Genomic DNA, 24,437 nt, shown 5'->3' with positions numbered 1-24,437 from the left:
GAGGCGTGGGGCGTGATTGGGTCGGAAGCGCACCGGACGGGCGGCTTGAGGGAGGGACCATGATGAGCACGCTGCAACGACTCGCGGATCGAGGGCTCATCCGGCCCCCACGATGGCTGCCGAACAACGTCATGTACGAGACGATCATGGGGTCGGTCGCCTATGGCGTCTCGTCGGACACGAGCGACATGGACGTGTACGGCTGGGCGATCCCGCCGAAGGAGGACATCTTCCCGCACCTCCGGGGGGAGATCCCCGGCTTCGGCAAGACGGCCAAACGCTTCGAGGTGTTTCAGGAGCACCACGTCGAGGATCGGGATGCCCTGGCCGGGCACGGGAGGATGTATGACCTGTCGATCTTCGGCATCGTCAAGTTCTTCCAGCTGGCGATGGAGAACAACCCGAACATCATTGATAGCTTGTTCACGCCTGCAACCTGCGTATTGCACAGCACGAGGGTTGGGAACCTTGTGCGGGAGAACCGGAGGCTGTTTCTGCACAAAGGGGCCTGGCCGAAGTTCAAGGGGTATGCCTACAGCCAGTTGCACAAGCTGACGATCAAGCAGCCGCAGGGGAAGCGGGCCGAGCTGGTCGCCGAGCACGGCTACGACACGAAGTTCGGCTACCACGTGGTGCGCCTGATCGGCGAGGTCGAGCAGATCCTGCTCGAAGGGGACATCGACCTGCAGCGGAACAACGACCAGCTCAAGGCGATTCGCCGGGGCGAGTGGTCCGAGGATCGGCTCCGACAGTGGTTCGCCGAGAAGGAGTCGCACCTGGAGCGCCTCTACGCCGAGAGTCCCCTGCCGCCCGTCCCCGACGAGCCGAGGCTCCGGGCCTTGCTCCTCTCGGCCCTGGAGGAACATTATGGCAGCCTGGAGGGCTGCGTCGTGAACCCGGATCGGGCGGTGGAGGCGCTGCGGAACATCCAGGCCGAGCTGGAGCGGGTGAGGGACCTGCTCTGATCTGGCATTCACCTGTGGCGCAGTTCGTGAAGCAATCCGACAGGTTTTGGCGAAGCCGGTCGGGAATTAGGAGGCCAGGCGTGCGTTTCAGCCTCGTCGAGCGATCTGGGCATGTTCGCCTCGTTCCGTTCATCCAGGTTTGTCCGGTTTTTTGCTTGCCCGACCGCATAACCCCGGAACACTGGCGAAGCGAATGGGATGATACAGACGAACAAGCGTGTTTGAACACGGAGTTTTTCACCATAATGGCTAACTTCGAACAATGGCTTGCTGGTCTGCTAGGTCAACGAGAATACGCAGCAAAGCAGTTGCTGGAAGATCGAACGGGTTTGCATTTCTTGATCGCATGGTCGCTTTTCGAGTCGAAATGCTTTAGCGGCAACTTCGAAGCAAGAAAGCTGCTTGTCGACGGTTTGCTACCCGATACAAGCTTGGATGAGCAACAGTCGCTTCAGCGACTTGGATCGTTATTTCATGCTCGTTATCAAGATGATCAGCGCTTGTTCGCACTTGCGCCCAAAGAATTCACCCCCCAATACCTGCTAGAGGAACTGCGAAAGCTTCTACAACTTCCGAGACAGGACCTGTCGGCGCAAAACCACAGATTCATTTGCCTTTTTGTAGCATCCCGGGTCCGAAACAACATGTTTCATGGTATGAAAGGGATCGACGACTGGCTTCGCGACAAGGAGCTGATTGAGCAGAGCACAGAGGCCTTACAGGTATTCGTGTCGGCAGCTGAGCGAGACAAACGGACACTCGCGCCGGAAGTGGCTTGACTTCGGGCGTTGGAAAAGGTGCCAAGATTCGATTCCACATCCGCGGGTAGCCTCGGTGGCTCGTCAACTAGGGTGGCGCAGTTGCAAGAGTGTTGGGGCGCCTCGCCGTGGCCTCTCGTCGCTCCGCGACCCCGGTTGACGAGCCACCGAGGCTACCCGCGGATGTGGGCAAAGCAAGAGGGGTTAGACCGTGTTCGATCCGCAAAGACCCGATGCGATTCTTGCTCTCAAAGATTCCGATTTGTCTTTGCTCCCATCTGCTGAGGACGACCGGCACGAGTACAAATCCGGTGCTACCAAAGATTCGGACTTGGCCGACAAAATCGCGAAGGCAGCGTCAGGATTCTGGAATAGTGGTGGGGGACTCTTTGTAGCTGGAGTCGCGGGTGGCCCCGGTTGCTCGCCAACCGGGGCGGCGTCGCCGTAAGAGGCTTAGGGCGCCTCACCGTGGCCTCTCGTCGCTCCGCGACCCCGGTTGACGAGCAACCGGGGCCACCCGCGACGACGATCGGGGGAGGGGGCGGCGGGTCGGAGCGTGTCGCCACGGCCGGTCGCCAAGGGCAAGGGGAAGGGCAGGGCAGGGGGAGCCGGTCGGGTCGAGGTTCCACGGGCTGCAATCTGGGAGGAAATCGTCGGGATCGTTATGATGGGGCTTTCTGTCTGCGATGGCTGACGTGAATCGACGACCTCCGAACGAACCGATCTTGCCCGAGGGCTGCCTCCGATGGCCGACAGTTTTCAGAGTCGAGCGACCATTCAGGTTGATGGCCGACCGTATCAGATCTACCGCCTCGATGCCCTGAGTGGGCAGGGGGTGGACCTGGCCCGATTGCCGTTTTCGTTGAAAATCTTGCTGGAAAACCTCTTGCGGTGCGAGGACGACCTGACCGTCTCGGCCGACGACGTGCTGGCGCTGGCGAAGTGGGACCCGAAGGCCGAGCCGAAGGATGAGATCGCCTTTCGGCCGGCTCGGGTGTTGATGCAGGACTTCACGGGAGTGCCGGCGGTCGTGGACCTGGCCGCCATGCGAGACGCGATGAGCCGGCTCGGCGGCGATCCGAAGCAGATCAACCCGTTGCAGCCGGCCGAGCTGGTGATCGACCACTCGGTGCAGGTGGACGAGGCCGGGACGAAGCTAGCCCTCTTGCACAACACGGAACTCGAATATCAGCGGAATACGGAGCGGTACGCGTTTCTGCGTTGGGGTCAGAAGGCGTTCGAGAACTTCAAGGTCGTGCCGCCGGAGACGGGGATCGTCCACCAGGTGAATCTGGAATACCTGGCGCGGGTCGTCTTCACGAAGGAAGAGAACGGCGCAACGATCGCCTATCCCGACACGCTGGTCGGAACCGACTCGCACACGACGATGATCAACGGCCTGGGGGTGCTGGGCTGGGGGGTCGGCGGGATCGAGGCTGAGGCGGCAATGCTGGGGCAGCCGGTGTCGATGCTCGTGCCGCAGGTCATCGGCTTCAAGCTGGCCGGGAAGCTGCCGGAAGGGGCGACGGCGACCGACCTGGTGTTGACCGTTACGCAGATGCTCCGGCGTCGGGGGGTGGTGGGCAAGTTCGTCGAGTTCTTCGGCGACGGGCTCGATCACCTGCCGCTGGCCGACCGGGCGACGATCGCCAACATGGCCCCCGAATACGGCGCGACCTGCGGCATCTTCCCGATCGACGCCGAGACGCTTCGCTATCTGGAACTCTCGGGACGGCCGAGCGAATTGATCCGCCTGGTCGAGGCGTACAGCAAGGAACAGGGAATGTTCCGCACGACCGGGGCTCCGGAGCCGCACTTCACCGACGTGCTGGAGCTGGACCTCTCGACCGTCGTGCCGAGCCTGGCCGGGCCGAAGCGTCCGCAAGACCGGGTGACGCTGGGAGAGGTGAAGGGGGGGTTCGCTCAGGTCCTCTCGCAGATGATCAAGGACTCGCCGACGGCGCTGGCCGCCGCCGAAAAAGCTCGACAGGCGGGAGGCCCGGCCACGACCGATCCCAGGAGCGAGGATCGGCTCGAAACCGAAGGGGGGGGCGGTGTCGCTCCCGGCACCGAGGACCCGCAGGCCCCGGCCGCTCAGACGCACCCGCTGAGCAACGGCAACGGCCACCTGACGCACGGCTCGGTGGTGATCGCGGCGATCACGAGCTGCACGAACACGTCGAACCCATCGGTGATGATCGGCGCAGGTCTGGTGGCGAAGAAGGCGGCCGAGCTCGGCCTGAAGCCGAAGCCGTGGGTCAAGGCGAGCCTCGCGCCTGGATCCAAGGTGGTGACCGATTACCTGGACGACGCCGGCTTGACCGCGTCACTCGATGCATTGGGGTTCAACACCGTCGGCTACGGCTGCACGACCTGCATTGGGAACTCGGGGCCGCTGTCGAAGGAGATCACCCAGGCGATCCAGGAGGATGACCTGGTGGCCGTCTCGGTCCTCTCGGGGAACCGGAACTTCGAGGGTCGGATCAACTCGGACGTGAAGGCCAATTACCTGGCGTCGCCCCCCCTGGTGGTGGCGTACGCATTGGCCGGGACGATCGACATTGACCTGACGAGCGAGCCGATCGGGACCGACACGAACGGCAAAGCCGTGTATCTGAAAGACATCTGGCCGACCCAGAAGGAAGTGCAGGACACGATCCTCAAGTCGGTCCGGGCCGAGATGTATCAGCGCAAGTATGCCGACGTCTTCGAAGGGGACGAGCGCTGGAAGAGCTTGCCGACCCCCGAGGGGGATCTTTACGCCTGGGACGACGCCTCGACCTACGTGAAGAACCCGCCCTACTTCCAGGGGATGGGGGTCGAGCCCGACCCGGTGCAGGAGATCAGCGGGGCTCGGGTGCTGGCGGTGCTGGGAGACAGCATCACGACCGACCATATTTCTCCGGCCGGGGCGATCAAGGCGCAGAGCCCGGCGGGCTCGTATCTGAGGGAGCACGGGGTCGAGGCGAAGGACTTCAACTCGTACGGCTCTCGGCGAGGGAATCATGAGGTGATGGTCCGCGGCACGTTTGCCAACGTCCGGCTGCGGAACCAACTGGCCCCGGGGACCGAAGGGGGCTTCACCCGGCTCTTGCCCGAAGGAGAGGTGACGACGATCTTCGACGCCTCGGAAGAATACCGGCGTCGAGGGGTGCCGCTCATGATCCTGGCGGGCAAGGAATACGGCTCGGGATCGTCGCGCGACTGGGCGGCCAAGGGGCCGCGGTTACTGGGGGTCCGGGCGGTGATCGCCGAGAGCTTCGAGCGGATCCACCGATCGAACCTGGTGGGGATGGGCATTCTCCCCTTGCAGTTCGGCGCGGGAGACAATGCGCAGTCGCTCGGCTTGACGGGCGAGGAAACCTATGCGATTGAAGGGTTGCGGAAGGTGCTCGACGCGAAATTCGCCGAGGGGCGCGAGGTGCAGGTGGTGGCCACGAAGGCCGACGGCTCAACCTTGCGATTCCCGGCGACCGTTCGGATCGACACGCCGCAGGAAATCAAGTACTATGAGCACGGAGGGATCCTCTCCTTCGTGCTCCGCCAGCTTTTGAAAGCGCGGCAGAGCTGATCCGGCGGGGCGTGTCATTCGAAACACACGCCCCGTTGCCCTCCCGACGGGCCGACTTGCCCGCGCCACACCGCCCGGATGGTCCCACCGGTTTGGTCGTCTCTTGCGTTTCGACGCGGGACGGCCCGCGAACCGAAGGGGACAACGGGAGAGGTGGGCCATTGGTGGTCGGCCCTCGGTCGATGTCATGTCGATCGCGGATCGGTTGGTGATTTCGAGCAGGACTGGATCGTATTGATCCGACCTCGGGCCCCTCGGGTGGCAACTGCCTGCCTTGGGTGGCCCGGCCGGAACCGTGGACGGGCAAGGCAGCCCGATCGGTGGTTCTGAAAACGGTTCTGGTTCGTTCCTCCCGGCTCACCGGCACCGACTGTCCCGCGTCCGATGCGCCCCGACTGGCAGGGAAGCCCCCGGTTTGTTTAGAATGCCTTCTCTCTGGCAGCGACTGGTGGACCTCTGGCCGCGATTGGCCCGGATGGTCCCCCACCGGACTGATTCCCCGCCCGGACCCGCTGCCGCGATTGATTCCGATTCCGATTCTGAGTCCGAGCCGCAACGGTACGAATTCCCACCGCCCCCCCCGGCCTCGCCCCGACCGAACTCCGGACCCGCGACCGAGCAGGAGCTGGAAGATATGGCCCACGCGCAGACTGAAGCCAAGCCCATTGTCGAACGGGAGCAGGCCCTCGACTGGCTCCGCCAAATGCTGGTGATCCGCCGGTTCGAAGAGCGTTCCGCAATGCTCTATCAGCGGCAAAAGATCGGCGGCTTTTGTCACCTGTATAGCGGACAGGAAGCCTGCGCCGTGGGTTCGATCGGTGTTTTGCGTGACGACGATTACGTCATCACCGCCTACCGAGACCACGGGCACGCCATCGCCCGGGGGATGGACCCGAAGGCCGGCATGGCCGAGATGCTGGGCAAGGCCGCCGGTTGCTCGAAGGGCAAGGGCGGCTCGATGCACTTCTTCCAGGTCGACCGGAACTTCATGGGCGGTCACGCGATCGTCGGCAGCCACATTCCGCTGGCCGCCGGGTTCGCCTTCGCCAGCAAGTACCGCGGCGACGACAAGGTGACGCTCTGCTTCTTCGGCGACGGCGCGATGGACCAGGGGGCCTTGCACGAGGCCTTCAACATGGCCGGGCTCTGGAAGCTGCCGGTCATCTACGTTGTTGAAAACAACATGATGTCGATGGGCACGCAACTGCACCGGCACTCGGCCGTGCTCGACCTGACCCAGCGCGGCGGACCGCCGTATGGCTTCTCGGCCAGCATTGCGGTGGATGCCAACGACGTCGAGGCGATGGCCGAGGTGACGCTCGAAGCCGCCAACCGCGCCCGGGCCGGCGAGGGGCCGACCTTCATCGAGGCCAAGACCTATCGCTACCGCGGTCACTCGATGTCGGACCCGATGAAGTACCGGACCAAGGAAGAGCTGGAAAAGGCCCGCGAACGGGACCCGATCTCGCTCTACGAGGTCGTCCTCCGCGAACGCGGCTGGGTCGACGATGAATCCCTGGAACTGATGCAGGCCGAGGTCAAGGAGCAGATCGACGAGGCCATCCGCTTCGCCGAGGAAGCCCCCGAGCCGGAGCTTGACGAGGTCTATACCGACATTACCGTCTCCCCCTACATCCCTCAGGAGTGACCGCGTCCATGGCCGTCATGCAGTACCGAGAGGCCCTGAATCTGGCCATGACCGAGGAGATGGAGCGGGACGACCGCGTCTTCCTCATGGGTGAAGAGGTCGCCGAATACAACGGCGCGTACAAGGTCAGCCAGGGGATGCTCGACCGCTTCGGCGATCGCCGGATCATCGACACGCCGATCTCCGAGAACGGCTTCGCCGGCATCGGCATCGGCGCGGCGATGGTCGGCCTGCGGCCGATCGTCGAGTTCATGACCTTCAGCTTCAGCTACGTCGCGTTCGACCAGCTGGTCAACAACGCCGCGAACATGCGCTACATGTCGGGCGGCCAGTTCAGCGTGCCGATCGTTTTCCGAGGCAACTCGGGGATCGCCGGCAACCTGGGGGCGACCCACTCGCACCGGCCAGAAGCGCTCTACGCCCACTTCCCGGGCCTGAAGGTGATGATGCCCAGCACCCCGAGCGACGCCAAGGGGATGCTCAAGGCCGCCATTCGAGACGACGACCCGGTCATCTTCATCGAGCACGAGAACCTGCTCGGCGACAAGGGAGAGGTCTCCGAGGACCCCGACTTCGTCGTGCCGATCGGCAAGGCCGACGTGAAGCGCGAAGGCTCGGACGTGACGATCATCACCTACTCCCGATCGGTCATCACCAGCCTGAAGGCCGCCGAGAAGCTGGAGGAGGAGGGGATCAGCGCCGAGGTGCTCGACATGAGGACCATCCGGCCGCTCGACCTCGACGCCATCCTGAACTCGGTGACGAAGACGCATCGCGCCATCATTGTCGAGGAAAACTGGCCGTACTGCGGTATCGGTGCCGGCGTGGCCGACCGCATCTACCGCGCCGCCTTCGATGAACTGGACGCCCCGATCCAGCGCGTGACCGCCAAGGACGCCCCGTTGCCGTATAACCGTCGCCTGGAGCTGGACATGCTGCCCAGCGTCGAGCGGGTGGTTGAGGCGGTGAATCAGGTTCTCTACCGCTGAGGAGGACGAGCCGGGTGCAGGCCCGGCGTTGTCGTCCGCCGCAGAGCGTCTTTACGGGGTGGTCGGGTTCGTCTCGATCACCTCGACCGCCTTCATGACCCGGCCCCCGTCGGTCGAGCAATTGCCGACCGTCGGGGGTCTGCTCCCTTTGGTTCAACGCCCGATATCCTTCCTGGCACGTCTCGCCGACCGCCTCCCCGGAGCTTCCTTCCATGCCCATTGAAGTGACGATGGCCAAACTCAGCCCGACGATGGAGAGCGGGCAACTGGTGAAGTGGAACGTGAAGGTCGGCGACGCGGTCAAGGAAGGGGACGTCCTGGCCGAGATCCAGACCGACAAGGCCGTCATGCCGATGGAGGCGTTCGACGAGGGGACGGTCGCCCTGCTCGACGTGCAGGAGGGGGATGACGTTGCCCTCGGCCAGCGCGTGCTGGTGATGGCGAGCAAGGGGGAAGACCCGGCGCAGGTGGCCGAGAAGCTCAAGGGCGGCTCGGCCTCGAAGGCTGAGGCGAAGAAGGAAGCCGTTCCGGCCGGAGCCGGAGCCGGAGCCGGAGCACAAGGGGCGTCGTCCGCTCCGGATTACGGCCACTCGACCGACTCGAACGGCCAGCACGCCGAGGCCGAACCGCGAGAACCCGGCGGACGGGTCCGCTCCAGCCCGCTCGCCCGCAAGATCGCCGCGTCCGAGGGAATCGACCTCGGCCAGGTGGAGGGCTCGGGGCCCAACGGCCGGATCGTTCGCCGAGACGTGGAGGAATTCCTCCAGCACCGCGGCGCCGCCCCGAGCAAGGGGAAAGAGGCCGCTGCCGCTGCCCCCGCCCCGGCCATGCCGGTTGCCCGTGGCCCGGTTCGAGAAACCCAGCGCGTGCCGCACACCCGGATGCGCAAGACGATCGCTGCCCGGATGCTCCAGGCCAAGCAAACGGCCCCGGAAATCCACGTCACGAGCGACATCCGCATGGACCGGATCGTCGCCCTCCGCGAGCAGCTCAACGCCCAGCTCTCGAAGCAGAAGATCAAGCTCTCGGTCGGCGACTTCGTGACCAAGGCCGTTGCGATGGCCTTGCGAAAGCACCCGGACCTGAACGCCTCGTACGAAGAGGACGCGATGGTCTTGCATGGCGATGTGAACATCGGCATCGCCGTGGCCCTCGACGGCGGTTTGATTGTGCCGGTCCTGCCGAATGCCGATCAGCTCGGGCTGGTTGAGATCCGCCAGGGGACGCTCGCCCTGGCCGAGGCCGCCCGCACCAACACGCTCAACCCGAAACAGATGATGGGCGGGACGTTCACGATTTCGAATCTTGGCATGTACGGCGTCAAGCAGTTCGACGCCATTCTGAACATGCCCGAGGTCGGCATCCTCGCCGTCGGCACGACCGAGGCCCGGCCGGTGGTCGAGAACGGCCAGCTGGTCGTCGGCCAGGTGATGACCGTCACCCTCACCGCCGACCACCGCGCCGTCGATGGCGCGACCGCCGCCGAGTTCATGCGAACGCTCAAGGCGTTCCTCGAAGAACCGGCCGCAATGCTGCTCTGAGCGATCCCTTCAAGGGGCCTCCGGCGCGCTATTCAGACCGCCGGAGGCTGATCCTCAGACTTCGAGCGAACACCGATGTGATTCGCCGGCCGAGCAGCTAGGGTCGTCTCGATCTGACCCGCCCCCGGATTGGCTGGAACCTCACGTTGTCCGTCGGGGCAGCCGCGGAGTCGCGGCTCTGGAAGCACCAGGAGGTGTGGCTCAGCTCAGGCGTCGGCCTGTTTGAGGACGTCGCCGAGGGCGGGCAGGCGCTCCATGATCTGATCGAGGACGTCGCCGGGCAGAACGTCCTTGAGCATTTCGATCACCTTGGGCAAGAAGGTTTTGGCCTGGTCGAGCGACAGGCCGGTCTTGGAGAGCATCTGGAGGAGGTCCGGCAATCCACCGGCCTTGCCGCCGAGCAGGCCGCCGACGAGGTCGCCGACCTTTTCCAGCATTCCGGATGCCTGTTGGCCGTTGAGGAACGACGAGACGGCATCGGCCGCCTGGGGCACCTCGCGCTCGACCTTCGCGAAAAGGTCGTCGGGCAGATGCTCTTTCATGAAGTTCAGGATCGCGCCGACGCCTCGCTCGACGAGGTCGCCATCGAGGCCGGTCTGCGACTGGAGCTTGGAGATCAGATCACTCATGGGAGGCGAGCACCTCGGGGTGAAAGACCGGGCGGAGGTCTTTAGGAAGAAAGGGGGACAGGAACTGCGGCCGAACCGCAACGGGCCGGCCCGGCCGCAAGGTTTGCTCAGGAGACGGAGGCCTCGGCGGCCGGCGACGTTTGGTAGACGTGGATGTCGCGCTGCGGGAAGGGGATGCTGATCCCGTTGCGGTCAAACTCGTCCTTGACCGCGCGGAGTAGGCCCCACTTGACCTCGCCGTAGTCGGCGGACTGGCACCAGGGCCAGCAGATGAAGTCGATGGAGGACTCGCCCAGCTCGTTGAGCTTGACCATCGGCTCGGGGTCGTCGAGGACCTTCGGGTGCTCGCGCACCAGGCGTTCGAGAATCTCCTGCGCCTTGGCGAGATCGTCGTCGTAGCCGACCGAGAAGGTCAGGTCGACGCGGCGGATGTGGCTGGTGCTGGCGTTGGTGATGATGCCGCCCCAGATCTGACTGTTCGGCACGACCATGTGGCGATTGTCGAACGTCTTGATGTGGGTTGAGACCATGTTCATCGACTCAACCTTGCCCATCACCCCGGCGGCCTCGATGACCTCGCCGACGTCGAACGGGCGATAGGCGAGCATCAGCAGGCCGCTGGCGAAGTTGCTCAGCGTGTCCTGCAGCGCGAGGCCGACGACCAGCCCGGCCGCGCCGATGGCGGCCAGCATCGGCCCGATGTTGACTTCAAGGGCGGCCAGGCCGGCGATCAGTCCGAGAAACAGGACCGCTTGCTGAACGAACCGGCTGAGGAAGTCGCGGAGCAGGTTCGAGGCCTGCGGCCAGGCCCCGGTCGCCCGGTAGGTCACGAGGTAGAGGATCTTCGAGATGAAGTAGGCGGCCAGGAGGATGCCGAGGAACTTCAGAATGTTGTAGACCCACCGCAGACCACCCTGCTCGGAGGTCAGCCAGCCGGTGATGGCCGTCCAGGTGGCCGAGGCGTCGGAGGTGTCGATGTTGATGCCGCTGACGGCCGTGACGTAGGTCCGGTACTCCTCGACGTCACCGCCCTTGGTCTCCAGCGCGTCGAGGACGGCGTTGACCCGGTCGATCAGCGCGGTCTTCTGTTCGCGCAGGGTCGGCAGGTCTTCGAGGAGCTCCTCCTTCTGTTGCTGGGCCGCCTCGGCGTTCTGTTCGGCTTCGGCCTGGACGGAGTCGGCCTCGGTTTTCACGGCATCGGCCTCAGCGGCGACGGCGCTGGCCTCGGAGGAGACCTCCTCGGCTTCGTCGGGGCCAGCCTCGGCTGCGTCCTGGGCGACCTCGTCGGTTTTCTGCTTCACCGCGGCGAGGTCTTTCTGGACCGCCTCGGTTTTGGCCTTGGCTGTTTCTGTTTGTGCATCGGACTCCTCCACCTGCTCGTTCTGCCGCTTGACGGCGATCTCGGCGGAGCTGATTTGCGAGACTTTTTGCTTGAGCAGGTCGCGCCAGGCGTCGGCCTCGACGACAAGTTCGTCCTTGGTCAGCGGCTGGAGCAAGAGCTCGAGCTGGTCGACGGGGATTTCCGGGTCTGCGGTGGTTTGCGGCTCGGGGGCCTCCTCAGCGGGGGCCTCCGGGGCGGGTGCTTCTTCGTCCTGGGCCAGGGCCGGCCGGGGCATGATCGCCAGCCAGGCGGCCAGGCTCAGAAAGACGATGCTCGCTCCGAGAGGGTGCAATTTCACCGAGCGACTCCTTTAGGTTCTCCTTGGGGTCGATCTGGGTAGGACGTCCTGCCAGGAATGGGGGCAGGCCCATTCCTCTCAGGCGTTCCGACACAACGAGACGCGCCCAGATGATACAGGGCGCGTCTCGTGGATTCGTGAAGGTCAGGAGGTGAATCTGAGGTAGAACTGCAGCGCCAGGCCAACGACAAAGAAGATCAAGGCGATGACGACGAGCGCATACAGAAGCGAGTACATTTTATATACCGATCCGAGGGCGTTCATCAGGTGGCCGACGTCTCGGCCCGTCGTTGCGACGATCTCGCGGAACGAACCTGCCGCGGCGCGCGTCCAGACGCCGAGCAGGGTGAAGATCAGGCCGGACGTGGCGCTCTGGATGGCAAGGCCCCAGAGGAAATTCGTGGGCGGCAGCTCGCCTCGGATCTCCTCGGGGATCTGCTGCACAACCTCGGCCGGGATCTGGTCCTGAAAGACGAACACCAGAAGCATCAACGCCGAGATCAGGTTCAGGATGCCCACAATCATTGCCAGAAGGCCCACCACGCCCATTTTGTGCGCGAGGTTGCCGATCAGCGTGTTCTGCTCGGGGGTGAACTCGTAGCTCATGGGGCTTGCTCCCTGCTCCGAGGGGATCCCGCTCGATCAGAAATGATCGACGGGTTTTCGTGCCTTGAAGTGAGCGTCGTCGATATGCTGAAGATGGGTTGAAGACGCCGAGGCGTCAGCGATGAGCGACCCGATTGTAGTCACGGATTGTGGGAGGGTATAGCAGAAACCTGAACCTGAGCAATTTTGCGGTTTTCACTCCTTCAAGGCGTTTCTTCGAACATCGAGGGACCGGCACCTCGCGGTTTCGGAGCCGGTCGCTTCGTTCTGCCGGCAGACAGACCAAGGCCCGAGCGGGCAGACCGCTAGGAGAGCCGACCGAGACGGCCCTCCCGGTAATCCTGAATGGCCTGCTGGATCTCGTCGGGGGTGTTCATGACGAAGGGGCCGTGGCCGGCGATCGGCTCGCCAATGGGCTCGCCGGTCAGGACCAGGAGCCTCGTGGGGGATTCGGCGAGCAAGGAGACGAGGTGCCCTTCGCGAGTCAGATCGGCGACCTCGACGGCGGAGACACGGGTGCCGTCGAGCTGCACCGAACCGGACTGGACGACGATGAGGCTGGTGTGCCCCTCGGGGAGCGGGAGTTCCACGCTTCGGGAGGCGTCGAGCTGGATGTCCCAGACGTTGATCGGAGTGAAGGTTCTGGCCGCTCCGGGAGTTTCCTGGAACTCGCCGGCGATGACCCGGACCGTCCCCGAGCCGTCGGCGAGCGAGACGCGGGGGATGTCGGCATCGAGCAGGCTCTGGTAGCCGGGGGCCGCCCGCTTGTCTCGGGCGGGCAGGTTCACCCAGAGCTGGACCATTTCCAGGGTGCCGCCGTCGCGGGTGAAGCGCTCGCTGTGGAATTCCTCGTGGACGACGCCGGAGGCCGCCGTCATCCACTGCACGTCACCGGCGCCAATGGTGCCGTGACTGCCGGAGGAATCACGGTGCGCCAGCTCCCCCTGGTAGACGATGGTCACGGTTTCGAAGCCGCGGTGCGGGTGTTCCTCGACGCCTCGCGGGGCCGACGCCGGTTCAAAAGGGTGTGGCCCGGCGTAGTCGAGGAGCAGGAAGGGATCGAAGGCGTTCCCCCCGCCGTAGGAGAAGAGGCTTCGCACGGGGAAGCCGTCTCCGACCCAGTGCTGGGGGATGTTGCGGAGGATGCGTCGAAGGCGCTTCATGAAGGATGCTCCCGCGTGTGCCAAGTGTCCGTTACTTCGCGTTGTGGCTGGTGATGAGGTTCCGGTAGGCCGGGAGGTGGTTGGACAGGAGGGCGCCGAGCCCTTCGACATCGTTGCGCCAGTCGCGGTGCAACTCGCAGGCGACGCCGAACCAGTTCATGAGCTGGGCCCCGGCGGCTTCCATGCGCGACCAGGCGGCCTCTCGGGTGGTCAGGTTAAAGGTGCCCGAGGCGTCGGTGACGACGAAGACCTCGTAGCCGGCCTCGATGGCCGAGAGGGCGGGGAAGGCGACGCAGACCTCGGTGACGACCCCGGCGAGGATCAGTTGCTTCTTGCCGGTCGCCTCGACCGCCTTGACGAACTCGTCGTTGTCCCAGGCGTTGATCTGGCCGGGGCGAGCGATATACGGGGCGTCGGGGAACAGGGCCTTCAGCTCGGGGACGAGCGGGCCGTTGGGGCCGTTTTCGAAGCTGGTGGTCAGGATGGTCGGCAGGTTGAAGTATTTGGCCGCGTCGGCCAGGGCCAGGACGTTGTTCTTGAACTCGTCGGGAGAGAAGTCGTGGACGAGGTTGCAGAGGCCGGACTGGTGATCGATCAGCAGGACGGCGGCGTTAGCCTTGTCGAGGCGTCGATACTGGAATGGGTCGGCCATGGTCGAGCGTTCCTTGTTGAGAGATCGAGGGGCCGCGGCACATCACCCCTTCCGGGGCGAAACGCGGCACCAGTGTACCATCTGGCCTCGGTGGCGACGTGAGCTTGGCCGGACGTCGTCTGTACGGAGGGGGGCAGGAACGTCACAATAAAGAGATCGACCGATTGGCCGGGAACGGGACGACGACGCCAGGTCGCCTGGCGAAGGACGTTCCTCGGGCGAATCGAATCCCCTTGGGAGACGCGAGGGGAGCCCCTTCGGAGCCGAGGCTCGGCTTGTGTTCCCGGTCCCGCGCCGCCCGTTTGCCGCGTCCGGGCACGCGATCCGGCCCCTTCCGATCCGTTGGGCCGGTCGCGGGCGATCGGTCCTCGCCATCGCCGTGTGTTGCGTTCCCTGAAGTCTTTTTTCACGTATTGAGACATCTCTACTCATGGCCCACGACTACGACCTGATCGTCATCGGCGGCGGACCTGCCGGATACGCCGGAGCGATCCGAGCCGCTCAACTTGGCAAGAAGGTGCTTTGTGTCGAGCAGGACAAGCTCGGCGGCATCTGCCTGAACTGGGGCTGCATTCCCACCAAGGCGCTGTTGACCAATGCTCATGTGGTTGAACTGTTGAACCACAACGGCAAGGAGTTCGGCTACACCGGCGAATCGCGCTGGGACTTCTCCCAGATGATCAAGCGAAGCCGGGACGTAACGACCAAGATGAACAAGGGGATCGAGGGGCTGTTCCGCAAGTACAAGGTGCAGCACCAGCAAGCGACGGCGAAGATCGTCGGCCCGAATCAGGTGAAGGTGGGAGACAAGACGCTCTCGGCCGAGTCGATTGTGATTGCCACCGGCGTGCATGCTCGGGCCTTGCCCGGGGCCGAGTTCGACGGCAAGACGATTATCTCGTACAAGGAGGCCATGAACCTGCCGACGCAACCGAAGTCGATGCTGGTCGTCGGCGCCGGGGCGATCGGATGTGAATTTGCCTACTTCTACAACGCGATCGGCACGAAGGTGACGATTGTGGAGATGATGGACCACCTCTTGCCGATCGAGGACGAGGAGGTCTCTCAGGTTCTGCGCAAGAGCTTCGAGAAGCGCGGGATGTCGGTGTTCACCGGCTCGAAGACCACGAAGGTCGAGAAGACCGACGGCGGCGTGAAGGTGACGATCGAGACCCCCAAGGGTCCGCAGACGATTGAGGCCGAGGTGCTGCTCGTCGCCATCGGCGTCGAGGGGAATATCCAGAATCTCTGGGATGAAAAGACGGTCAAAATTGAGACCTTCAAGGGGCACATCAAGGCCGACCCGAAGAAGGGGTACGTCACGAGCGTGCCGTCGATCTATGCCGTCGGCGACGTGATCGGTCCCCCCTGGCTGGCCCACGTGGCGCACCACGAGGCGATCTGCTGCATCGAGCGGCTCTGCGGCCATGCTGACCGCACGGTTGATTACGACAACGTCCCTGGGTGCACCTACACCGAGCCGGGGGTGGCCAGCGTCGGCCTGACCGAGAAAAAAGCCCGCGAACTGGGCCGCGAGATCCGGATCGGCAAGTTCCCCTTCATCGCCTCCGGCCGGGCCGTTGCGGCGGGAGAGCCGGAGGGGTTCGTCAAGCTGATCTTCGACAAGAAGCTCGGCGAGCTGCTCGGCGCCCACATCATCGGCGCCAATGCGACCGAGATGATCGCCGAGCTGGTCATGGCCCGCAAGCTCGAAGCGACGCAGGAGGAGATCCTCCACGCCATGCATCCGCACCCGACCTTCTCCGAGGCCGTCATGGAGGCCGCCGGCCAGGGGCTGGGAGAGTCGGTGCACCTCTGATTGTGAAAATCGGTTCATCATTCTGAGCGTTGAATCGATGCGATGGGGTGGCTGGGGTCGTGTCGGCCCCAGTCGGCCCGTGATGGTCCGGACGTATCGTCTGGCGTTTCGTGCATCGACGCCTCTTCGGGGCTGAGATAGACTCAGGGGGAGAAGTCACGGTCAATGCCCCGATCCCGTCATCCGAACAAGGAGATTGAGGCCGTCGTCGCCGAGGCCGAAGCCCGGGGATGGCGGGTGATGGTGGGTGGTTCGCATGCCTGGGGCTTTCTCTACTGCCCTGAATCAGCACGCGATGGGTGCCGGGTGGCGGTCTACTCGACACCACGTTCCCCCGAGTCCCATGCCAGGCGTCTGCGACGCGAGATCGTCGGATGCCCCCACTCGACCGGAGAATAACCTCATGGCAACGGTCGCAACACAGGTCTATTCGTTCACGATGATTCTCTCCGGAGTCTCGGAGCTTACTCCCGCGATGGCCGAATCACTTTTCGCGGCCGGTTGCGACGATGCTACGCCGGCGAGTCGAGGCGGGATCGTGCATATCGCATTCGATCGGGACGCCGAATCGCTCGGAGACGCCGTCGGATCGGCGATCCGGGATGTTGAGCGGGCCGGGTTCAAGGTCGCCCAGGTGGAGGTCGAATCCGCCGGCGAGTCCTCGTAGGAGCCGCGGTCCGGAATCATCATGTGGTTGATTGGCTTTCACGTGCTGCTCGTCCCCTCTTGGGCAGGTGCGTTGATCGGGCTTATCCTCCTGTGGAACGCGCGATCGGCACGGTCGCCGGCGGTGCAGGTGTCGTCGATCCTGGCCGGGCTCGCGTTGATCGGTGTGGCGGTCGCGATCACGGCTCAGGTGGTCACCTTCTGGGCTCAATGGGGAATGCCGGTGAGCGGCGGGCCGTCTCAGGCGGCGTGAGGACCGTGGGGGCGGGTGCTCCTGGTCGAAGACGAGCCCTGGAGGAGAAGTGCCGATGGCAACGCGGCAGGTGATCCGAGACGGTCTAGCGTCGCTCGTCCGGGCGATGTCGGTCGCCGGGTTCCTGGCGGTGGCGGGGAGCGTGGCCGCGACGAGCGGGCCGATCGGCTGGGCAAGCTGGAGACGGGCGGGGCTTGGGTGGCGGTTCTGGTCGGGCCTCGGCACAATGGGGGCGGCCATCGCGGCGGTGGCGCTCATCGTTTGCCTGGCCCTGATGGTCGGGAAGTGGTCTGATCCGAAGGGACGGATCATTCGATTAATTTTATGCGGATTTCTCAGTATATTAACACTGATCATGTCTCTGTTCGTCCCGGCGATCAACGCGGTATGATCACGATGCCGAAGACCGAGTACCCTGCCCAGAACCATCGAATCGAGCTGCGGACCCTTTCGCAAAAGGCAACCCGATGACGACCTTCTCGACCTCTCTGCTCCACCGAGCGCGGCCGCTGGCCCTTGGCGGCCTGATCGTCCTGACAGCATGGCCTGCCATCGCCCACGACGAGGGGGACGACCACTCCCACGCCCCGAAGCCGGTGGCCGAGGCCGAGGTCTACCGGCCGACCGCCATGCCGGATCGGATCATCCTCACCTTCACCGGCGACCCGGCCACCTCGCAGGCGGTCACCTGGCGGACCGACGCGACGGTCGAGACGGCGATTGCCGAGATTGCCCTGGCCGACCACGGACCGCAGTTCGTGGACCGCGCCGAGACGGTGGAGGCCACCTCGACCCCCCTGACCACCGACCTGAACGAGGCGAGGTTCCACTCGGTCGTCTTCGAAGGGCTGGAGCCGAAGACGACCTATGCCTACCGCGTCGGCGACGGCGTGAACTGGAGCGAGTGGGCCCACTTCACCACCGCGAGCGACGAGGCCGAGCCGTTCTCGTTCATCTACTTCGGCGATGCGCAGAACAACCTCAAGTCACTGTGGTCTCGGGTGATCCGGGGAGCCTACTCCGAGGCCCCGAAGGCTCGCTTCATCGTCCACGCCGGCGACCTGATCAACCGGGGGGACCGCGACGCCGAGTGGGGCGAGTGGTTCTACGCCGGCGGCTGGGTCAACGCGATGGTCCCAAGCCTCCCGACCCCCGGCAACCACGAATACTCCCGCTCCGGCGACGGCCCGCGCGGCCTCTCCGCCCACTGGCGGCCGACCTTCGCCCTGCCCGAGCACGGGCCGGAGGGGCTTGAAGAGAGTGTTTATTTCATCGACTACCAGGGGGTCCGCATCATCTCGCTCAACTCGAACGAGCGGCAGGAGGAGCAGGTCCCCTGGCTGGAACAGGTCCTGGCCGAGAACCCGAACCGCTGGACGATCGTCACCTTCCACCACCCGATCTACTCGGCCGCCAGGAACCGCGACAACCCGACGATCCGCAACCTCTGGCAGCCGATCTTCGATAAGTACGCCGTCGATCTCGTGCTCCAGGGGCACGACCACGCCTACGGCCGCAGCGGCCTGGTCGTCGGCGACCAGAACGTCCCCACCGGCGCCGCCGCCCGCGATGACTCCGGCACGGTCTACGTCGTCTCCGTCAGCGGCCCGAAGATGTACGACCTGACCCAGGCCCAGGACTGGATGAAGCGGAAGGCCGAGGACACCCAGCTTTATCAGATCATCCACCTCCACGGCGACCGCCTCACCTACGAGGCCCGCACCCCCCTCGGCGCCCTCTACGACGCCTTCGAGCTCGTCAAGCAAGACGGCCAGCCCAACGAGCTGATCGAGGGCAAGCCCACCCTCGGCGAGCGCCTCCGCCGCCTCGAAGCCGCCGCCGAGGCCGCCGGCGACTGATCGCCCGGCGGGTGGCTGGGGGCGGCATGACCCCAGCCACCCGCCGAACATTTCGATTGGCGACCGACCCCCGACTTTTTTTCCTTGACTTCCCGGGAAAGATTTGTCGTATACTCAGAACCTCATAATCAATCCGCTTGCTGTCAACCGAGCAATCGTTGAGCGCCTATCGGCGATTTTCGGCAAATGCCTCTGATCGGACGCGACGTTGGTCGTGCAGATGCCACGAACTACAGGGCGCTCAACCTGAATCGATTGATGGCTTGTCGTGTGCTCAACGGATGGCCGCCGTATCCTTCAATGGAGCGGACCGGAAATGCGAGATCTTCGACGGGCTCGCCCGGGCTTCACGCTGGTTGAAGCCCTCGTGGCGATTGGCGTGATCGGGATCCTCGTCGCGGTGCTGCTGCCGGCGGTGCAAGCGGCACGCGAGGCGGCGCGCCGCGTGTCGTGCGTCTCGAATCTGAGGCAAATTGGGCTGGGGATGCATTCGTATCACTCGATTCATGGCATGTTCCCGCCATCGCAGATGAAGACCGGGTCGAACTGGTCGACGAATCGGATTTCGGAGCTGGCATACCTCCTGCCGCATCTCGAGCATGGAAGCCTGTTCGACTCGATCAACATGGCTTTCGTGCGGCACGAATCGCCGAGTCATCCGACGGTCGAGAACCGAACGGCGCGGCACACGACCGTCGGCCTCTTCCTCTGTCCGAGCGACTCACGGGCAGAGAACCGGAACTCCTACCGATTGAATCGCGGGCGACTGGGTGTCGGGCGGGCGGGATTCGATGGCCCATTCAATATTCGCGTCCTCCCGAGCCAACGGACGATCACCGATGGCCTTTCCGTGACGGCCCTCGTCAGCGAGCGGATAGCGGGGAGCTTCGTGGAGGGGGCCGCTCACGTCGCAAGGGACATCAAGTACCCGATCTCGAATGGCGAAATCTTCGGCGCCGATCCCCGGTTCATCACGTACTGCCTCGCCGCTAGCGCCGATCGATGGGGGTACACGGCGGGGCGTTACTGGCTGTACTCCAGCTTCAGCGACACGCACTACAACCACAACGGTTCGCCCAACGACGTTCGCCCCACATGCAGCTCTTCGATCGGCGACGACAACGGCTTCGGCCTCCATCCGCCCCGATCATACCATCCTGGAGTCGTCAACGTCCTGTTCGGGGACGGACGTGTGAAGTCGATGGAGGAATCGATCTCTCGCCGCGTGTGGGAGTCGATCGGGACGCACGACGCCGGCGACTGAACGGTTACCAAGTCATTTGCGGTGCAAGTGGGGCCTTCGGTCAGGACGAAATCGAAGGCCTGTTCGATCAAGGGATTGACCCTGAGCATTCGAGAATTCCGGGAGGAATCCTGATGACCGGATCCACGATCAGGAAAGCGAGATTCCTGGCGCTCCTCGTCGTCGTCGGCGCGATCGGGTCCACCGCGACGCGGTGGGCGGTCGCCTATTGCTCGGGCGGGAACCCCTACTGCTGGGTTCCGTCGACAGTGCCATGCAACGGGGCCAGTTGCATCCCCTGGTCGCAATTCCCCGAGCCGGATCGCCCCTCTCCCACGCCGCAGTGCGGGATTGGGACCACCGTCTCCTATGTCAGCATCAACCCCGTGAGTGGCTGGACCACCTGCGCCGTATCCGGCGATGATACGGCGTCGTGCGCCTGCTCCACGCAGCCGTGTGCGAGCGTCTTCTACTTCGAGGACGACGAGTGCGATTACCTCTGCCTCAGTTCGCCCGGAGGGTCGACGATTGCGAGGCAGCAAGGCGGGGGGAGCGATCCCTGCTCCTGATAGCCCTTGAGAATCCGTCGATCCTTTGGCGCGAGATGCTTCGCCCAGCATGGGCGAGGAAGGATTCGAAGCATCTCGTGCCCGCGTTTGGCCGGTGCGGGCCGCGTATGCGGCGTCACCTCGGGAGGAATGCGGCGATGCTGACCATGATCATCCTGGGCGCAGGTATGGCCGCGTGCGGCCAAGTCGGACCGATTGACGCCTTCCGGCTCAACTTCTCCGCCGTCCAGGTCCAGGGGCATTACACGATCCGGACGGGGCGCACGAACTATCGCCTCATCTCGGAGATCGAGATTGGCGAGCCCGGGAGCCTCCGGTTCGACTCGTCGCGATGGCCGGCGACGGAGGGCGATTGGGCGTGCAACGGGGCCGAGGAGAAGTATCGATTCCCGGTGCAATTCGGCGGCATCGAGGGCCGCCAGGACGGCGGCGAGGAGGGGCTCGAGGTGCTGTACGACGGCATGAAGTTGGCCCAACGACTGGACGATACCGGCGTCATCGACGCGAGGGGGGACGGCGTCTTCGACGCCGTCTATTACGGGGCAAAAAGCCCTTTTCATCTCTTCATGATGAAATTCCCCGAACTGATAGGGGAGGTTTTCGCCGACGTGATCCCCGAAGTCGCGGAGATGCGGATCGGGCGGCGGTCGGTGTCGGTCGAGTCCTACGTGACTGGCCGCACCGGGGCGGCGGCCGGCTGGAAACGATTGGATATTTACTACGACCATGAATGGAATTTCATCCCGGTCTATGCCCGGTTCACCAAGTATTCCGAAACCGACGATTCGGCGAAAATACGCGAGCATTTCGTCCTCAGGACACATCGCTGCCCGGGAGGAGGCGTCGTCCCCGCCGCATGGGTGGAATCGCAAGTCGAGATCGACAATTTCCAGGGGAGCTACCCGGAGTTTGACGCAGGAGTCGAGGTGGTCTCGGACGCGGAGATCGCGGCCGTGGTCTTCGAGTTCGAATGTGAAGACCTCTCGTCAGATGTCCTGAGCTTCTCCGAGCAGCCCTTGAACATCGTCACGACGCCGGGGGGGCCGATGTCCGCGAAGTTGATGGCCTCCAGGGAGAACATCACCCTGGAGAAGCTCTCGAAGCTCGCCGGTGGACGCCTCACCACGCCCTCCTCCGATCCGCTGCCGAACATCGACCACGACGAGTTGAACATGCACAAGGGGGGGACATCCCATCGATCGAGGATCGTCGTGGCCTCCGGGCTCATCATCGCGGCCGGGATCGGCGCTTCCCTCTACGCCCTCAGGCGACGCTCGGCGGGGCTGATGTCCCTGCTCGTCATCCAGTCCGGCCTGCTCGGATGCTCGGGCGTTGACGAGGCCGAGATCGGCGCACGCCCTCGCGTAGTGGCGCGTTTCGAGGAGCCATATGTACTTTATGAAGGTCGAGATGATTCGTTCGCGGCCACGCTCCTGCTGAGCAACGAGGGCGTGGACGATCTGACTCTTTTCGATGTGGATGGCGGGTGTTCGTGCCGCGACATCGACAAATCGGCCTTACCTGCGGTCATCGCCCCCGGAGCACAACTGGGGTTGGGGATGACATTCACGGCGAAGGGTAACTATGAGCCGGAGCGTTTCCAACTGAAGGCGGAGACGAATCTCGGAACCGTCCTCGCCTCGGCTTCGATCATGGCGTTCCCGCGAAACAAACTCTCCCCGACCTCTGCCGCGAATGGGACCCTTGGCGAGGATGCCGAGTGGTCATTCGAAGGGACGCATCGCTCTATCCATCAAAGGAGCGAGCCTGCGAGCTTGACCGACATCGATTTCCCGGAGCGGTTCGCTGTCACGCCTCTCGGTTCGAAATCGGGGCGTCTTGCTTATGGCGAGGGACTGGTCTATGAGGATGCTTCCTATCGATTGACCTTGACCGACAAGTCATTGGGAACGTTCAAAGATCGAATTTCCCTGAGCAAAGGCGGGACCAAGATCGTCTTGGACGAGGTCGCCCTCTTGTGGGAACGTCGGCCGTTTCTCTCGACGAGCCCCTCTCGGATGATTCTGGGTCCGCGGCCTGCCCGAGCGTTCCTGCGTTGTGATGACCACACAGTCGAACTTACGGAAATACTCGACGTCCCGGATGGCGTGGTCGCCGTGGTAAGTTCGACGCGCGAGGTCTCGGCTTGGCTCGACGAAGATGCTCGCGCCAAGGCCATCGATGGCATCATCAAGGTGGGAACGAATGCTCCTGGATCGCCTACCCTTCGTCTCCATGCGGTCCGCTATGTGAGCGAATCGGGTGCAACGAGCCGGACGGGGGACGATGGACCGAGGGCCGTTACTGGCGGAGGTGGATCGTGAGTCGCGGAACCACGCTTCATCGATCTCGATCCGCAAGGCCCGTCGATTTGCTCATCGGATCACACTCTTCCCTCATCGGCAACCGGCTGGGGTCATCCTGACCCCAGCGGACGGACAGAAGGCGGTCGAAGCAGAAACTGAGATCAAGGAAAGATGACCTCAGTGGCAAGGCGTCGCGTCAGCCGACGAACTGGACGTCAACGGGGCCGGGGAGGAGCTGGGCGGCCTCGGCACGCTTGAGGAGGGTGCGGACGGCCTCGCGGCCGCGGTCGCCGTAGTCGACGGTCCACTCGTTGACGTACATGCCGACGAAGCGGTCGGCGAGGTTCGGGTCGAGCCCGCGGGCGTAGGTCAGGGCGTAGTCGAGCGCCTCCTGGCGATGGTCGAGGGCGTACTGGATGCTCTGCTTGAGCAGCCGGGCGATGCGCTCGACGGTCTCCTGGCCGAGGTCGCGGCGGACGACGTTGCCGCCGAGGGGGAGCGGCAGGCCGGTCTCCTGGAACCACCACTCGCCCAGGTCGACGATCTGGTGCAGGCCCTGGTCGGGGTAGTAGAGCTGCCCTTCGTGGATGATCAGGCCGACGTCGGCCTTGCCTTCGAGGACGGTCGGGATGATCTGGTCGAAGGGGACGACCGTGACCGGCACGTCCTTGCCCAGGCAGAGCTGGAGGGTGAGGTAGGCGGTCGTCAGGGTGCCGGGCACGGCGATGGTGGGCTTGCGGGCGCGGAGGTCGTCGAGGGTCATCGGCTCGCGGGCGATGAGCTTCGGGCCGTAGCGGTCGCCCATGCTGGAGCCGGAGGCGAGCAGGGCGTAGGTGTCGGCCAGGTGGGCGTAGGCGTGGATGCTGACGGCCGAGACTTCCAGCTCGCCGTTGAGGGCGCGTCGGTTCAGGGTCTCGATGTCTTCGAGCTGGTGGACGAAGTGCAGGTCGCCCGTGTCGAACTTGTCGTGAGCCAGGGCATAGAACATGAAGGCATCGTCGGAGTCGGGGCTGTGCCCGACTCGAATGGTGCGCCGGCCGTCGGTACTCATGGGATCGCGGAAGCCTCGGGGCGGGGGTGCGGGATCAGGGGAAACGCGGGTTGTTTGGCAAGGAGGGCGAGAGGGAGTTCGCTCCAGATCGGGCCAGGGGACGGAGTCTCCTTCCCCTTTGGTCTGCGTCGGGGCTGCGGTGCGGACCAGGCCCGAACCCGATGGTCCGCACAGTGGACCCGACAGCTGCTTCCCGTCTCAAATGGTGCGTTGTGGGTGGCCCCGGTTGCTCGCCAACCGGGGCGGCGATGCCGCACGAGGCCACGGGGGCCGCACAAAAACCTCTCGTCGCTGCGCGACCCCGGTTGGCGAGCAACCGGGGCCACCCAGAAAAAGGAGCAATGCCTCGTTTGAGACAGGAAGCGGTACGCACGTTTGAGCACGGTTCTCACGGGCCAGGCCGGGCGAAGCCCCCTCACCCCGGCCCTCTCCCTCGTGGGCGGGGGAGAGGGAGCAAGAGCCATCTCAAC

The 24,437-nt window shown here is 64.4% G+C and carries 21 protein-coding genes; 15 read left to right on the top strand and 6 right to left on the bottom strand.

Annotated elements, in window-relative coordinates; translation table 11 throughout:
• The first annotated feature begins 62 nt into the window (after positions 1-62).
• From GA615_RS16535 to GA615_RS16510, 6 genes are all read left to right on the top strand, one after another.
• Positions 63-965, top strand: a complete 903-nt coding sequence (locus GA615_RS16535) for a nucleotidyltransferase domain-containing protein (RefSeq protein ID WP_152052493.1) — start codon at positions 63-65, stop codon at positions 963-965.
• 80 nt (positions 966-1,045) lie between these two features.
• Positions 1,046-1,744 carry a hypothetical protein gene (locus GA615_RS16530; RefSeq protein ID WP_152052421.1) on the top strand — a complete coding sequence of 233 codons (699 nt, stop codon included), beginning with the start codon at positions 1,046-1,048 and terminating at the stop codon, positions 1,742-1,744.
• Positions 1,745-2,468: 724 nt separating this feature from the next.
• Positions 2,469-5,294, top strand: coding sequence for an aconitate hydratase (acnA, locus tag GA615_RS16525; RefSeq protein WP_152052420.1), 2,826 nt, complete (start codon positions 2,469-2,471; stop codon positions 5,292-5,294).
• A 634-nt stretch (positions 5,295-5,928) separates the two neighbouring features.
• A complete protein-coding gene (pdhA, locus tag GA615_RS16520) occupies positions 5,929-6,942 on the top strand; it encodes a pyruvate dehydrogenase (acetyl-transferring) E1 component subunit alpha (RefSeq protein ID WP_152052419.1) in 1,014 nt (337 codons plus the stop codon).
• An 8-nt stretch (positions 6,943-6,950) separates the two neighbouring features.
• Positions 6,951-7,931, top strand: coding sequence for a pyruvate dehydrogenase complex E1 component subunit beta (locus GA615_RS16515; RefSeq protein WP_152052418.1), 981 nt, complete (start codon positions 6,951-6,953; stop codon positions 7,929-7,931).
• Between the two features lie 212 nt (positions 7,932-8,143).
• Positions 8,144-9,472, top strand: coding sequence for a dihydrolipoamide acetyltransferase family protein (locus GA615_RS16510; RefSeq protein WP_152052417.1), 1,329 nt, complete (start codon positions 8,144-8,146; stop codon positions 9,470-9,472).
• A gap of 206 nt (positions 9,473-9,678) precedes the next feature.
• On the opposite strand, the gene GA615_RS16505 is transcribed toward GA615_RS16510, so the two are convergent.
• The 5 genes from GA615_RS16505 to ycaC all read right to left on the bottom strand — a co-directional run bounded on the left by GA615_RS16505 (position 9,679) and on the right by ycaC (position 14,201).
• Entirely contained in the window at positions 9,679-10,182 is a 504-nt protein-coding gene (locus GA615_RS16505; RefSeq protein WP_261343945.1) for a DUF2780 domain-containing protein, read from the bottom strand.
• A gap of 26 nt (positions 10,183-10,208) precedes the next feature.
• The gene (locus GA615_RS16500) at positions 10,209-11,780 is read right to left on the bottom strand and encodes a mechanosensitive ion channel family protein (RefSeq protein ID WP_152052415.1); all 1,572 of its coding nucleotides are present in this window, start codon (positions 11,778-11,780) and stop codon (positions 10,209-10,211) included.
• 144 nt (positions 11,781-11,924) lie between these two features.
• Positions 11,925-12,386 carry a hypothetical protein gene (locus GA615_RS16495; RefSeq protein ID WP_152052414.1) on the bottom strand — a complete coding sequence of 154 codons (462 nt, stop codon included), beginning with the start codon at positions 12,384-12,386 and terminating at the stop codon, positions 11,925-11,927.
• A gap of 305 nt (positions 12,387-12,691) precedes the next feature.
• On the bottom strand, positions 12,692-13,549 hold the full coding sequence (locus tag GA615_RS16490) for a pirin family protein (RefSeq protein ID WP_152052413.1): 858 nt from the start codon (positions 13,547-13,549) through the stop codon (positions 12,692-12,694).
• 31 nt (positions 13,550-13,580) lie between these two features.
• Positions 13,581-14,201, bottom strand: a complete 621-nt coding sequence (ycaC, locus tag GA615_RS16485) for an isochorismate family cysteine hydrolase YcaC (RefSeq protein ID WP_152052412.1) — start codon at positions 14,199-14,201, stop codon at positions 13,581-13,583.
• 430 nt (positions 14,202-14,631) lie between these two features.
• Here ycaC and lpdA point away from each other — a divergent pair, with 430 nt between their 5' ends.
• The 9 genes from lpdA (at position 14,632) to GA615_RS16440 (ending at position 22,934) form a co-directional block, all read left to right on the top strand.
• Positions 14,632-16,020, top strand: coding sequence for a dihydrolipoyl dehydrogenase (gene lpdA, locus GA615_RS16480; protein WP_152052411.1), 1,389 nt, complete (start codon positions 14,632-14,634; stop codon positions 16,018-16,020).
• Between the two features lie 165 nt (positions 16,021-16,185).
• Positions 16,186-16,419 (top strand): hypothetical protein, encoded by a 234-nt coding sequence (locus GA615_RS16475; protein WP_152052410.1) that lies wholly within the window; start codon positions 16,186-16,188, stop codon positions 16,417-16,419.
• 4 nt (positions 16,420-16,423) lie between these two features.
• Entirely contained in the window at positions 16,424-16,687 is a 264-nt protein-coding gene (locus GA615_RS16470; protein WP_152052409.1) for a hypothetical protein, read from the top strand.
• A 21-nt stretch (positions 16,688-16,708) separates the two neighbouring features.
• Positions 16,709-16,939, top strand: a complete 231-nt coding sequence (locus tag GA615_RS16465; RefSeq protein WP_152052408.1) for a hypothetical protein — start codon at positions 16,709-16,711, stop codon at positions 16,937-16,939.
• Positions 16,940-16,994: 55 nt separating this feature from the next.
• The gene (locus GA615_RS16460) at positions 16,995-17,330 is read left to right on the top strand and encodes a hypothetical protein (RefSeq protein WP_152052407.1); all 336 of its coding nucleotides are present in this window, start codon (positions 16,995-16,997) and stop codon (positions 17,328-17,330) included.
• A 76-nt stretch (positions 17,331-17,406) separates the two neighbouring features.
• On the top strand, positions 17,407-18,798 hold the full coding sequence (locus GA615_RS16455) for a purple acid phosphatase family protein (RefSeq protein ID WP_152052406.1): 1,392 nt from the start codon (positions 17,407-17,409) through the stop codon (positions 18,796-18,798).
• 316 nt (positions 18,799-19,114) lie between these two features.
• A complete protein-coding gene (locus GA615_RS16450; protein ID WP_152052405.1) occupies positions 19,115-20,062 on the top strand; it encodes a DUF1559 domain-containing protein in 948 nt (315 codons plus the stop codon).
• 113 nt (positions 20,063-20,175) lie between these two features.
• Entirely contained in the window at positions 20,176-20,610 is a 435-nt protein-coding gene (locus GA615_RS16445) for a hypothetical protein (RefSeq protein ID WP_152052404.1), read from the top strand.
• Positions 20,611-20,747: 137 nt separating this feature from the next.
• On the top strand, positions 20,748-22,934 hold the full coding sequence (locus GA615_RS16440) for a hypothetical protein (protein ID WP_152052403.1): 2,187 nt from the start codon (positions 20,748-20,750) through the stop codon (positions 22,932-22,934).
• A gap of 178 nt (positions 22,935-23,112) precedes the next feature.
• Here GA615_RS16440 and GA615_RS16435 read toward each other — a convergent pair whose 3' ends face one another.
• Positions 23,113-23,967, bottom strand: coding sequence for a menaquinone biosynthesis family protein (locus GA615_RS16435; protein ID WP_152052402.1), 855 nt, complete (start codon positions 23,965-23,967; stop codon positions 23,113-23,115).
• Positions 23,968-24,437 lie beyond the last annotated feature (470 nt).

This window comes from Tautonia marina (assembly GCF_009177065.1).
GTDB classification, from domain to species: domain Bacteria; phylum Planctomycetota; class Planctomycetia; order Isosphaerales; family Isosphaeraceae; genus Tautonia; species Tautonia marina.
Note: the sequence above shows the minus strand (reverse complement) of the source record. Positions and strands in the feature narration are given on the sequence as shown.

Bases quoted from the DNA above. Each gene is read 5' to 3' on its own strand.
- GA615_RS16490 (WP_152052413.1), bottom strand. From the start codon at position 13,549: ATGAAGCGCCTTCGACGCATCCTCCGCAACATCCCCCAGCACTGGGTC.
- GA615_RS16455 (WP_152052406.1), top strand. From the start codon at position 17,407: ATGACGACCTTCTCGACCTCTCTGCTCCACCGAGCGCGGCCGCTGGCC.
- GA615_RS16445 (WP_152052404.1), top strand. From the start codon at position 20,176: ATGACCGGATCCACGATCAGGAAAGCGAGATTCCTGGCGCTCCTCGTC.
- GA615_RS16535 (WP_152052493.1), top strand. From the start codon at position 63: ATGAGCACGCTGCAACGACTCGCGGATCGAGGGCTCATCCGGCCCCCA.
- GA615_RS16495 (WP_152052414.1), bottom strand. From the start codon at position 12,386: ATGAGCTACGAGTTCACCCCCGAGCAGAACACGCTGATCGGCAACCTC.
- GA615_RS16515 (WP_152052418.1), top strand. From the start codon at position 6,951: ATGGCCGTCATGCAGTACCGAGAGGCCCTGAATCTGGCCATGACCGAG.
- lpdA (WP_152052411.1), top strand. From the start codon at position 14,632: ATGGCCCACGACTACGACCTGATCGTCATCGGCGGCGGACCTGCCGGA.
- pdhA (WP_152052419.1), top strand. From the start codon at position 5,929: ATGGCCCACGCGCAGACTGAAGCCAAGCCCATTGTCGAACGGGAGCAG.
- acnA (WP_152052420.1), top strand. From the start codon at position 2,469: ATGGCCGACAGTTTTCAGAGTCGAGCGACCATTCAGGTTGATGGCCGA.
- GA615_RS16450 (WP_152052405.1), top strand. From the start codon at position 19,115: ATGCGAGATCTTCGACGGGCTCGCCCGGGCTTCACGCTGGTTGAAGCC.
- GA615_RS16435 (WP_152052402.1), bottom strand. From the start codon at position 23,967: ATGAGTACCGACGGCCGGCGCACCATTCGAGTCGGGCACAGCCCCGAC.
- ycaC (WP_152052412.1), bottom strand. From the start codon at position 14,201: ATGGCCGACCCATTCCAGTATCGACGCCTCGACAAGGCTAACGCCGCC.
- GA615_RS16470 (WP_152052409.1), top strand. From the start codon at position 16,424: ATGGCAACGGTCGCAACACAGGTCTATTCGTTCACGATGATTCTCTCC.
- GA615_RS16460 (WP_152052407.1), top strand. From the start codon at position 16,995: ATGGCAACGCGGCAGGTGATCCGAGACGGTCTAGCGTCGCTCGTCCGG.
- GA615_RS16440 (WP_152052403.1), top strand. From the start codon at position 20,748: ATGCTGACCATGATCATCCTGGGCGCAGGTATGGCCGCGTGCGGCCAA.
- GA615_RS16465 (WP_152052408.1), top strand. From the start codon at position 16,709: ATGTGGTTGATTGGCTTTCACGTGCTGCTCGTCCCCTCTTGGGCAGGT.
- GA615_RS16510 (WP_152052417.1), top strand. From the start codon at position 8,144: ATGCCCATTGAAGTGACGATGGCCAAACTCAGCCCGACGATGGAGAGC.
- GA615_RS16475 (WP_152052410.1), top strand. From the start codon at position 16,186: ATGCCCCGATCCCGTCATCCGAACAAGGAGATTGAGGCCGTCGTCGCC.